This window comes from Sutterella wadsworthensis (genome assembly GCF_003315195.1).
Classification (GTDB): Bacteria; Pseudomonadota; Gammaproteobacteria; order Burkholderiales; family Burkholderiaceae_F; genus Sutterella; species Sutterella wadsworthensis.
Map to the genome: position 1 here is coordinate 62,944 of NZ_QNRV01000012.1, position 10,183 is coordinate 73,126.

At 48.5% G+C, this 10,183-nt stretch carries 5 protein-coding genes and 1 CRISPR repeat array; all 5 genes read left to right on the plus strand.

The features are described 5' to 3' along the window. The first annotated feature begins 95 nt into the window (after positions 1-95). The 5 genes from cas9 to DES29_RS06590 all read left to right on the plus strand — a co-directional run bounded on the left by cas9 (position 96) and on the right by DES29_RS06590 (position 10,010). A complete protein-coding gene (gene cas9, locus DES29_RS06570; RefSeq protein WP_113854635.1) occupies positions 96-4,364 on the plus strand; it encodes a type II-B CRISPR-associated RNA-guided endonuclease Cas9/Csx12 in 4,269 nt (1,422 codons plus the stop codon). Then, complete coding sequence (cas1, locus tag DES29_RS06575; RefSeq protein ID WP_021994932.1) at positions 4,361-5,374, plus strand: CRISPR-associated endonuclease Cas1; 1,014 nt, start codon at positions 4,361-4,363, stop codon at positions 5,372-5,374. Before cas9 ends, cas1 begins: the two co-directional genes overlap by 4 nt. A 12-nt stretch (positions 5,375-5,386) precedes the next feature. Further along, positions 5,387-5,683 carry a CRISPR-associated endonuclease Cas2 gene (cas2, locus tag DES29_RS06580; protein WP_021994931.1) on the plus strand — a complete coding sequence of 99 codons (297 nt, stop codon included), beginning with the start codon at positions 5,387-5,389 and terminating at the stop codon, positions 5,681-5,683. Continuing rightward, a complete protein-coding gene (cas4, locus tag DES29_RS06585) occupies positions 5,670-6,257 on the plus strand; it encodes a CRISPR-associated protein Cas4 (RefSeq protein WP_113854636.1) in 588 nt (195 codons plus the stop codon). The genes cas2 and cas4 overlap by 14 nt, the downstream gene beginning before the upstream one ends. A 307-nt stretch (positions 6,258-6,564) precedes the next feature. Continuing rightward, positions 6,565-8,212: a CRISPR direct-repeat array (repeat unit 37 nt; unit sequence GCAGAGATCATAACGCTACGAGCTATAGCACTGAAAC). Positions 8,213-8,450: 238 nt separating this feature from the next. Next, complete coding sequence (locus DES29_RS06590; protein ID WP_046446282.1) at positions 8,451-10,010, plus strand: FGGY-family carbohydrate kinase; 1,560 nt, start codon at positions 8,451-8,453, stop codon at positions 10,008-10,010. The last annotated feature ends 173 nt before the right edge of the window (positions 10,011-10,183 follow it).

The window sequence follows — 10,183 nt, forward strand, 5'->3', positions numbered from 1 at the left end:
TATCACGACCTTGTTCGATCAGTATGTTTTCTGTCAAACTAACTGTTCGAAAGATTAATTTAACTCTGTAATTCCATCTGCTTTAGGAGTTCCTCATGACGCAATCGGAACGACGCTTTTCATGCTCCATCGGCATTGATATGGGTGCCAAATATACCGGTGTGTTTTATGCACTGTTTGACCGCGAAGAACTCCCCACCAATTTGAACTCTAAAGCGATGACCTTGGTTATGCCGGAAACGGGGCCTCGCTACGTTCAGGCTCAACGTACCGCAGTCCGTCACCGTTTGCGCGGCCAGAAGCGTTATACCCTGGCTCGCAAACTTGCTTTTCTCGTTGTTGACGACATGATGAAAAAACAAGAGAAACGCTTAACTGACGAGGAATGGAAACGCGGCAGAGAAGCTTTAAGCGGCCTGCTTAAGCGTCGAGGTTATTCCAGACCCAATGCCGATGGAGAAGATTTGACGCCGCTTGAGAACGTACGTGCGGAGGTATTTGCCGCGCATCCTGCCTTCAGTACATATTTCAGTGAAGTGCGTTCTCTAGCTGAGCAATGGGAGGAATTTACTGCCAATATTAGTAATGTTGAAATGTTTCTTGGTGATTCGAATATACCGGCCGACAAGGAATTTGTAGACTTTGCAGTTGCCGAAGGACTCATCGATAAAACAGAGAAAAAAGCCTACCTGAGTGCCCTTTCAACCATGCGAGCCAATGCGAATGTATTGACTGGATTGCGTCAAATGGGCCATAAACCCCGCAGTGAATACTTCAAGGCCATTGAAGCAAATCTCAAAAAAGATTCGAGATTAGCGAAGATCTGCGAAGCTTTTGGAGGCGCAGACCGCCTCGCTCGACTTCTCGGCAACCTCTCAAATCTGCAGCTGCGGGCAGAACGGTGGTACTTCAATGCGCCCGATATCATGAAAGATCGCGGCTGGGAACCGGACCGCTTTAAAAAAACACTCGTACGTGCCTTCAAATTTTTCCATCCCGCAAAAGATCAGAATAAGCAGCACCTTGAGTTAATCAAGCAAATAGAGAATTCCGAAGACATCATTGAAACGCTCTGCACGCTAGATCCTAACCGCACGATCCCGCCTTACGAAGATCAAAATAACCGTCGCCCACCGCTAGATCAGACACTTCTGCTGAGTCCCGAGAAATTGACGCGGCAGTATGGCGAAATCTGGAAAACGTGGTCAGCCCGTTTAACGAGCGACGAGCCGACACTTGCTCCGGCAGCAGAAATCTTGGAACGCTCAACGGATCGAAAATCGCGTGTAGCTGTGAACGGTCATGAACCTCAGCCGACATTGGCGTACCAACTGTCCTATGCACTGCAGCGCGCCTTTGATCGCAGTAAGGCGCTTGATCCCTATGCACTTCGTGCTTTAGCAGCAGGCAGCAAGAGCAATAAGCTCACAAGCGCTCGAACGGCTTTAGAAAACTGCATTGGCGGACAAAATGTGGAGAAGTTCCTCGACTGTGCTCGGCGCTACTACCGAGAAGCGGATGACGCCAAGGTTGGGCTGTGGTTTGATAATGCAGAGGGTCTTCTTGAGCGATCAGATCTTCATCCGCCAATGAAAAAGAAAATTTTACCGTTGCTTGTTGCCAATATTCTGCAGACGGATGAAACTACTGGACAGAAATTTCTTGATGAAATCTGGCGCAAACAAATAAAGGGCCGTGAAACAGTGGCTTCTCGCTGTGCGCGCATCGAAACGGTTCGCAAGAGTTTTGGCGGAGGTTTCAATATTGCATATAACACAGCACAGTACAGAGAAGTCAATAAATTACCCAGAAATGCGCAGGACAAAGAACTTCTGATAATTCGCGATCGAGTTGCTGAAACTGCAGATTTTATTGCAGCAAACCTGGGGTTGAGTGATGAACAAAAGCGTAAGTTTGCCAACCCTTTCTCTCTCGCTCAGTTCTATACGCTCATTGAAACTGAAGTGAGCGGTTTTTCCGCCACGACACTTGCTGTTCACCTTGAAAATGCCTGGCGCATGACAATAAAAGACGCCGTAATCAATGGAGAAACAGTACGCGCTGCGCAGTGTTCTCGGTTGCCAGCAGAAACTGCTAGACCCTTCGACGGACTGGTGCGTCGTCTCGTTGACCGTCAGGCCTGGGAAATCGCTAAGCGCGCGTCGACCGACATTCAGAGCAAGGTGGACTTCAGCAATGGCATTGTTGATGTGTCCATTTTTGTTGAAGAGAACAAATTTGAGTTCTCGGCATCAGTTGCAGACCTCAAAAAGAACAAGCGTGTCAAAGACAAGATGTTGTCTGAAGCTGAAAAACTCGAAACGCGCTGGCTGAACAAAAACGAACGCATTAAGAAAGCCAGCCGGGAAACCTGCCCCTATACAGGAGACCGCCTGGCTGAAGGCGGAGAAATTGACCATATTCTGCCGAGAAGTTTGATCAAAGACGCTCGAGGCATCGTGTTTAACGCCGAACCCAATCTCATCTACGCCTCTTCTCGAGGCAATCAACTCAAGAAGAATCAGCGCTACAGCCTTTCAAAGCTGGATCCTGACTACCTGAACAAAGTCTTCAAGACCAGCAATATTGCTGCAATTACCGCAGAGATTGAGGATGTAGTCACCAAGCTGCAGCAAACGCACCGTTTGAAGTTCTTTGATCTTTTAAATGAACATGAGCAGGACTGTGTTCGACATGCTCTCTTTCTGGATGATGGCAGCGAAGCTCGCAATGCGGTACTCGAACTGCTCGCAACTCAGAGACGAACTCGCGTCAACGGCACGCAGATTTGGATGATCAAGAGCCTTGCCAATAAAATCAGGGAAGAACTACAGGACTGGTGCAGAACAACAAATAACCGACTGCATTTTCAAGCTGCCGCAACGGATGTCTCGACCGCTAAAAACTTGAGACTCAAATTAGCGCAAAATCAGCCGAACTTTGAAAAGCCAGACATTCAGCCTATCGCTTCTCATTCCATTGATGCACTATGTTCGTTTGCCGTCGGTTCTGCAGATGCCGAGCGAGATCAAGATGGCTTTGACTATCTTGATGGCAAAGCTGTATTGGGACTCTATCCGCAGTCCTGCGAAGTGATTCGCTTGCAGGCAAAACCACAGGAAGAAAAATCTCACTTTGACAGTGTCGCCATTTTTAAAGAAGGCATCTACGCTGAACAATTTCTGCCGATTTTTACGCTCAACGGAAGAATCTGGATTGGCTATGAAACACTCGATTCCAAGGGTGAACGTTGTGGTGCCATTGAAGTTTCCGGTAAGAAGCCCGAGGAATTACTCTCGATGCTTGCCCCATTCTTCAACAAACCTGTTGGAGATTTATCAGCACATGCCACTTATAGAATCCAGAAAAAACCGGCCTACGAATTTCTTGCCAAGGCTGCTCTGCAGCCGCTGTCGGCAGAGGAAAAACGCTTAGCCGCGCTTCTTGATGCTCTTCGTTACTGCACTTCACGTAAGAGCCTCAAGAGCTTCTTTATGGCTGCGAATGGTAAATCGCTCAAAAAACGAGAAGATTTGCTCAAACCCAAACTTTTCCAACTTAAGGTTGAACTCAAGGGAGAAAAAGCATTCAAACTTAATGGTTCATTGACGTTGCCCATGAAGCAAGATTGGCTCCGTATATGTAATTCTCCTGAATTGGCCGATGCCTTCGGTAACCCTTGTAGTGCGGATGAATTGACCTCCAAACTTGCACAAATTTGGAAGCGCCCTGTGATGCGGGATCTCGCCCACGCACCTGTACGGCGAGAATTCAGCCTGCCAGTTATCGACAATCCCTCTGGAGGCTTCCGCATTCGCCGTACAAATCTGTTCGGCAATGAGCTTTATCAAGTTCATGCAATCAATGCGAAAAAATATCGCGGTTTTGCATCTGCAGACAGCAATGTTGATTGGGCAAATGGGATCCTTTTTAACGAGCTTCAGCACGAAAATTTAACAGAATGCTGCGGACGATTTATTACTTCAGCCGACGTAACTCCGATGTCTGAGTGGAGAAAAGTTGTGACCGAAGATAACCTCCGCATATGGATCGCTCCAGGCACCGAGGGACGACGCTATGTGCGTGTTGAAACAACGTTTATCCAAGCGAGCCACTGGTTTGAACAAAGTGTTGAAAATTGGGCTATCACTTCTCCGTTGTCATTACCAGCCTCTTTCAAAGTCGACAAACCAGCTGAATTCCAAAAGGCTGTTGGAACAGAGCTTTCTGAATTACTTGGTCAGCCGCGTTCGGAGATCTTCATTGAAAGCGTCGGCAATGCTAAGCACATTCGATTCTGGTACATCGTTGTGTCCAGCAATAAGAAGATGAACGAAAGCTACAACAACGCATCTAAATCATGAGGTATTTAACCGTTTCTTCTTTTGGTACGGCACTCGGACTTTCAGGAGAACGACTTGTTGTTCATGAAGCGGATGGACGCACGTGGGAGACTGCTCTTTCAAGACTGCGCACCATCCGCATTGAGAAAAAAGGTATCAGTATCTCCACAAATCTGATGCTCGCCTGTGCAGCGAGGGGCATTCGAATGTTCCTCGTTGATTGGCGTGGCGTGGGGGTCGTTGCCTTAAGTGGTCTCCATCAACATGCTGTCGTCAACATACGCGAAGCGCAGTTTCAGGCAATTCACTCCTCTCAAGGCCGCATCATCGCAGCAGAGATGATCGTCGCCAAGATTCGCAATCAGCGCACTGTACTTTTATATTTTTGGAAGTACCTCAATAAGAGTGCTCCGGGGAAGGCGGAAAAACTGAGAGAAGCTGCCGACACCATAGCTAATATTGTGACGAAAACAAAAGCAGAAATTGAAAATCTTCAAACTTGGGATGAAGGGATATGGTCGACTGTTCTGATGGGTTATGAAGGTGCAGCTGCAACGCTTTATTGGCAAGCACTTCGCACAGCAGGATTAGTGCCCGAAACCTTCCTCACTCGAGAAGGTCGAGGCTCCGTCGAAATCGTCAATGCGGCACTCAATTACGGCTACGCGATTCTGCAGAGCTACATCTGGTCCGCGCTTGATAATGCTGGATTTGAACTTTATGCAGGGTTCCTTCACCGTCGACGTCCTGGGAAACCTTCTTTAGTACTCGATGTTATGGAAGAGTATCGAGCATGGGTTGTCGATCGAAACATCATCAAACTTCGGTCAATGCTTAAAAATTCAAAGCGTGGCCTTACACAGGAAATCAAAAGTGCCATTGTCAATGCTATCGATGAGACGATGGCAAATGCTGTGAGTTGGCAAGGCAAAAGCGTTCGCCTTGAAAATGCTTTGCAGCGACAGGCGTATCGCCTTGCCGGTACAGTTGTTGACGGTAAACATTACAAAAGCATTCGCTTTAGATGGTAGGAAACGCTCGTCATGTCAATCTACGCAAAGTATCTGGTCTGTTATGACGTTTCGAGCAACTCCCGCAGAAAAAAGTTCTCCGACGCTCTAAAGGATCTAGGCCTAGTCTCAATGCAAGGTTCCGTATTCTACGGCGACCTCAAGCCAGCTGAAGTGCGAGCTTTAGCAAGAAAAGCTACAGAACTCCTAGATCCGAAGGAAGATAAATGTTTCTGGTTTCCCTGTCGCTTAGAAGTCAAAGACATTCAAAAATGCATCGGCTACGACGATTGGTCCTTTGCTGAAGTGGACGGCCATGGAACAATTTAACCTCCCCGTATCAATGCTGCGTCAACACTGTTTTTGTCCTCGCATTCCTTTCTTTCAACTCATGCGCGGCATTCAACCTGTTGGACCGATGTGGCTGCAGCAAGGACTGAATCATCATGTTCGAGAAGAGATGCTCGCAAAACGTCGAAAACTATCTCGATTTGGTATTTCTCCACAGAGTTTTCGATTTTTTGAAGATATCAAGTTATACAACGATAGCTTGGGACTTCACGGCATCTGTGACGGCGCTATTTTCACTGAGAATGAAGTGATCCCTCTTGAATTTAAGTTACCAGAAGTCAGTCCACCAATGGGCGCCAGACTACAGTTAGCTGCTTACGCAATGCTGCTTGAATATCAGGAAAAGATAAAAATATCAAGGGGTTTTGTGCTTTATGGCCAGAAAGGTCATACCCTGAAGGTTATAGTAGACATCAAATTACGAGCTGAAGTTCTTACTGTGGCAAATCTAATAAGAGAAGCCTGTAAAAAGGCTATCGTGCCTCATACAGCAGCTACGGAATCGCAATGCGCGCAATGTGAGTATCAAAATTTCTGTGCAGATCGATTCTAAGAAGTGAATACTTACTTCTAAGTAAGTAAATGAAAACCTCATTCTTTGGCCTAATCAAAGAATGAGGTTTTATATCAAAATATCCGGATATCTACTACTAGATAGTGGCCGGATTCAATCTTAGCTTTAGGGGATTTCAGCTCACCCGAAGGTGATTTCCTATAGCTCATAGCATTATGATCTCTAATCAGTATCTTACGATGTATTTTCGAAAATTACAAGGTTTTTTATCAATCTGAGTATTTTCGAAGTATGGCACTCTGCAGATAGTTGCAAAAACCTTATAAATCAATGTGTAAGTTAGGGGGCAGAGATCATAACGCTACGAGCTATAGCACTGAAACAAATGAGAACGAAGAATTTCTGTATATCGCGTACCACGCAGAGATCATAACGCTACGAGCTATAGCACTGAAACTTCATGGATAACCTTTACCTAGAGACTTTTTTCTTCGCAGAGATCATAACGCTACGAGCTATAGCACTGAAACTCGTAGTGCTCAAGTTTCAAAGGTCCTGTGATTTTGCAGAGATCATAACGCTACGAGCTATAGCACTGAAACCTGGGCGCAGACGATCCGACGACGAAGCGCTTTATCGCAGAGATCATAACGCTACGAGCTATAGCACTGAAACATAGTCCCTTTCATGGACAATTTATATTTGGAGACTTGCAGAGATCATAACGCTACGAGCTATAGCACTGAAACACGCAGATTGCTGCTGCAACTGCTTTCGTATCTACGAGCAGAGATCATAACGCTACGAGCTATAGCACTGAAACACAAGGAACGATCTTCGTTGCTCATGAGAATATTGGCAGAGATCATAACGCTACGAGCTATAGCACTGAAACCAGCTGCTTCTGATTTGCCGGCGTTCGTTTCGGAGCAGAGATCATAACGCTACGAGCTATAGCACTGAAACTGCCTGTACGGGATTCGTATATTGACGTCAGCATTCTGGCAGAGATCATAACGCTACGAGCTATAGCACTGAAACGCTCTCTGGGTGTCAGCCAATACTCGACGCGGCTGCAGAGATCATAACGCTACGAGCTATAGCACTGAAACACGGTTGAAGAAAGCGGCACGACGGAAGCACCGATTTGCAGAGATCATAACGCTACGAGCTATAGCACTGAAACTGGGGGGATGAAGAACGCCCTGTCGCCTATATCTCTAAAGCAGAGATCATAACGCTACGAGCTATAGCACTGAAACAGATCGCAGAGCCAGAACTAAGCACTACGTTTACGCAGAGATCATAACGCTACGAGCTATAGCACTGAAACTAAGCTTTTGCAGGAATTCGAGGCGCTCGCCGCCATTGCAGAGATCATAACGCTACGAGCTATAGCACTGAAACGCCACATATTCATACACGGCCTCGACGCTGAATAGCAGAGATCATAACGCTACGAGCTATAGCACTGAAACCAGTGTGGCAACCGCTCTTGATGATGCTGGGCGCGGGCAGAGATCATAACGCTACGAGCTATAGCACTGAAACTTGCTCAGGGATGGGGAAACATCCAGTACGGCATCCGCAGAGATCATAACGCTACGAGCTATAGCACTGAAACACGTACGCGCCGGTCTCAGTGATGCGGAGTTCGGCTTCGCAGAGATCATAACGCTACGAGCTATAGCACTGAAACAATCGGCGCGGCTTACTGGGCTGCAGTCGGCCCCGAAGCAGAGATCATAACGCTACGAGCTATAGCACTGAAACTTTGTTTTGCAAACGATCGGAAGAAAACCCCTGCTGGGCAGAGATCATAACGCTACGAGCTATAGCACTGAAACCAAAGCGTCCTGCACGGTGCAGGCACAATACGGTATGCAGAGATCATAACGCTACGAGCTATAGCACTGAAACTACAGACCCCAACGGCCAACGCAAACCCCGCGACGAAGCAGAGATCATAACGCTACGAGCTATAGCACTGAAACGGAGTGCTCGGTGAATCACTTCGCAGGAATGTGTCTGCGAAGATCATAACGCTACAAGATACAACGCTGAAAACACAGATTCAACAAATATCACTATTCAAGGCATTGCAGCAATTTCACCTTAAAAGCATGCGAGCGCTCTAGTGTTATAGACACACTCCACTGAAGAAGCCGCGTAGCAACGTCTACGCCAAACCCCCTACAATAGATGCCTCATGTTGATTCTGGAGGCTCCGTCATGGGCAAGCTCTATATGGGTTTCGATGCTGGCACGCAAAGCGTGAAGGTTGCTGTTTACGATGAACAATTTCGCCTGGTCACGAGCCGATCACTGCCCACATCACTCACCTATCCGCAGCCGGGGTGGGTAGAAATGGACGTCAACACCTATCTTGACAACTGCGTGGTTTGTATGGCTGAAACCACGAGTGAACTGCGGCGTTTGGGGTTCGATCCTAAAGACGTCAGTGCCATTATGGGTGACGGCATCATCTGCGGCATTGTCGGGATCGATGAAAACGCGGATCCGGTAACGCCTTACATCAACTACCTCGACAGCCGCACCATGGCTGACGTTGAAACGATCAACGCCAAAAAGCTGGATATCTGGAGCCGTGAGACCGGCAATCCAGAGGCCTCCCCCATGTTTCCCGCGATGTTCGCCCGCTGGTTCATCGCCAACTCCGAAGCCTTCCGCACGAAGGGCGTGAAATTCGTCCATAACGCACCCTACATTCTGATGAGACTGGCCGGCCTTAAAGGCAAAGATGCCTTTATTGACTGGGGCGCCATGTCAGGCTGGGGGCTGGGCTACGACGTGCAAAAGAAATGCTGGTCAGAAGAGCAGCTCCATATTCTTGGGATTGATCCTCAGTACATGCCGACCATCCGCAAACCCTGGGACATTGTCGGCGGACTCTGTGAAGCAATGTCCGTGCGCACGGGACTGCCGGCCGGCATTCCTATTCTTGCGGGTGCGGGCGACACGATGCAGTCCATGCTGGGTTCTGGGGTATTTGAAGCCAATCAGGGCGTCGATGTTGCAGGAACATGTGCGATGTTCTGCGTCTCCACCTCCGGCATCGTGCCCGAACTTTCCAAACCCGGCATGGGTCTCATCTTCAATTCAGGCACGCTGCCCGACACATACTTCTATTGGGGGTTCGTGCGTACGGGCGGCTTGTCGCTTCGTTGGTTCAAGGACCATGTGGCTCGTCACGAGGGTGACGGCAGCTACTACGGCACTCTCTCCGAAGGTGCTGCCAAGGTTCCTGCTGGCGCTGGCGGCGTACAGTTCCTCCCTTACCTTACGGGCGGATACGGCGAAGAGAAGGAGGCAAGCGGGTGCTTCCTCAACATGACGATGGATGACAACCAGTTCGTCATGTGGCGTGCAGTCCTTGAGGCTATCGGCTATGACTATATGGGACTTGCCGACAGCTATCGAGCTGCTGGCGTGCCGCTCAAACGCATCACCGTCACAGAGGGCGGCAGCCGCGACGGTCTCTGGAATCAAATCAAGTCCAATATGCTCGGCGCAGAGGTTGTGCGTTTTGAGAACCCTGGCGGAGCCGTTCTTACCAACTGCGTATTCGGCGCTTATGCTGCAGGTGACCTTGAAGGCGTCGACGACGTCAAGGCAGCGCTCGGCAGCGTCATTAAGCGCAGCGGCGTTTATAAGCCTGAAGCGGCCCTCACTCGCCGCTACCGCGAACTCTTTGAAAACCGTCAAAAGCTCGTTCGCGAAGATCTGAAGGCAGCCTTCAGCCGCCTCGTGAAAATGCGCGCCATTCACTAAAAATCAGGTTTTAGCCAATACAAAAGCCGCTCGATGTTTGGAATTTTGCTTCCAACCGCCGAGCGGCTTTCTTTTGACCCTGAACTACGGGTTACCTGCTCTACATTTCGAATCGCCGCGGTGGTTCAGAAAGCTGGAGCAATTCAAAACAGCGCCGACGCGAGGCAGGAATA

Coding starts and splice junctions, on each gene's coding strand:
- cas9 (WP_113854635.1), top strand. CDS start 96: ATGACGCAATCGGAACGACGCTTTTCATGCTCCATCGGCATTGATATG.
- cas1 (WP_021994932.1), top strand. CDS start 4,361: ATGAGGTATTTAACCGTTTCTTCTTTTGGTACGGCACTCGGACTTTCA.
- cas2 (WP_021994931.1), top strand. CDS start 5,387: ATGTCAATCTACGCAAAGTATCTGGTCTGTTATGACGTTTCGAGCAAC.
- cas4 (WP_113854636.1), top strand. CDS start 5,670: ATGGAACAATTTAACCTCCCCGTATCAATGCTGCGTCAACACTGTTTT.
- DES29_RS06590 (WP_046446282.1), top strand. CDS start 8,451: ATGGGCAAGCTCTATATGGGTTTCGATGCTGGCACGCAAAGCGTGAAG.